The organism is Intrasporangium chromatireducens Q5-1, from assembly GCF_000576575.1.
Lineage (GTDB): Bacteria > Actinomycetota > Actinomycetes > Actinomycetales > Dermatophilaceae > Intrasporangium_A > Intrasporangium_A chromatireducens.
In genome coordinates, this window is the sequence record NZ_AWQS01000456.1 from 1 (window position 1) to 1,501 (window position 1,501).

2 protein-coding genes are annotated in these 1,501 nt (G+C 72.2%); both read right to left on the bottom strand.

All coding sequences use genetic code 11. The features are described from left to right. Positions 1 to 35 precede the first annotated feature (35 nt). On the bottom strand, positions 36 to 857 hold the full coding sequence (locus N864_RS22180) for an IclR family transcriptional regulator domain-containing protein (protein WP_051518936.1): 822 nt from the start codon (positions 855 to 857) through the stop codon (positions 36 to 38). Between the two features lie 62 nt (positions 858 to 919). Further along, on the bottom strand, positions 920 to 1,501 hold a 582-nt coding region (locus N864_RS22185; RefSeq protein WP_034722670.1), incomplete at its 5' end, for a 3-oxoacid CoA-transferase subunit B.

Genomic DNA, 1,501 nt, shown 5'->3' on the forward strand with positions numbered 1-1,501 from the left:
GAGCGCAAACTCCGGGTGCCCCGGCCGCTGCAGCCTCAGCGCGGTTGTCCCCAACGGGGCTGCTCGTCCTCCATGTCCGGGTAGGCGTGCCGCAGGTCGGCCGAGATCCGATCGGCCGTCGCGACGAGGTCGTCGATGGTCGCCCGGTCCATCGGCTCGGAGCCGGGTTGCGCCGTCGTCGAGGCGTTGATCGCGGCGATGACGTCGCCGGCGGCGTTGCGCACCGGCGCGGCGACCGACCGCAGCCCGATGGCGAGCTCCTGGTCGACGACGGCCCAGCCCTGCCGCCGCACCTGCTCCAGCTCGGTGCGCAGCCGGTCCGCGTCCACGATGGTCCGGTCCGTCAGCGGCTCGAGGCCGACGCGAGCCAGGTAGGCCTCGCGTGCAGGCTCGGGCGCGAAGGCGAGCATGACCCGGCCCATCGAGGTCGCGTACGCGGGGAAGCGGGAGCCGACCCGGATCCCGACCGACATGATGCGCCGTGCCGGTATCCGCGCGACGTAGACGACGTCGTCCCCGTCGAAGACCGACGCGGAGGTCGACTCGCCGAGTCGCTGGGACAGCGCCTTGAGGTGCGGCTCCGCGATCTCCGGAAGCCGCAGCGAGGACAGGAAGGCATGACCCAGGGCGAGCACCCGCGGCGTCAGGCTGAACAGGCCGCTGTCGGAGCGGACGAAGCCGAGCGCCTCGAGCGAGAGCAGGAACCGGCGCGCGCTGGCCCGGCTCTGCCCGGTGCGCCGGGCGACGTCGGACAGGGTCAGGTCGCGGTGCTCGGCGTCGAACGCCTGGATGACGTCGAGCGTCTTGGCGACCGACTGGACGAAGTCGGTCCGCTCGAGCCCTGCCCCGCCCGCCACGGTCCCGTCGCGCTCGACGCTCGCGACACGCTCGACCGTCCCGTCGCGCCGGGCGCTCCCGCTCACGCCTGCTTGAGCGGCACCGGCACGAGCTGCGCCAGCTCGTCGAAGCCGATGCCGAACAGGTCGCGGACCACGACGCCCTCGGGCTCGATGAGGAAGACCGCCAGGTCGGTGTAGACCCGGCTCACACAGGCGACGCCGGTGAGCGGGTAGGTGCACTCGGACACGAGCTTGCTCTGCCCATCCCGGGTGAGCAGATTCATCATCACGAAGGTGTCCTTCGCGCCGATGGCGAGGTCCATCGCACCGCCGACGGCCGGGATCGCGTCCGGGGCGCCGGTGTGCCAGTTGGCGAGGTCGCCCGCGGCCGAGACCTGGTAGGCCCCCAGCACGCAGATGTCGAGGTGGCCGCCGCGCATCATCGCGAACGAGTCGGCGTGGTGGAAGTACGACGCTCCGGGCAGCTCGGTCACCGGGATCTTGCCGGCGTTGAGCAGGTCCAGGTCGACCTCGTCGCCGCGGGCCTCGGGCCCCATGCCGAGCATGCCGTTCTCGGTGTGGAGGGTGACGCCGCTGTCGGGCGCCAGGTAGTTCGACACGAGGGTCGGTTGGCCGATGCCGAGGTTGACGTAGGCGCCGTG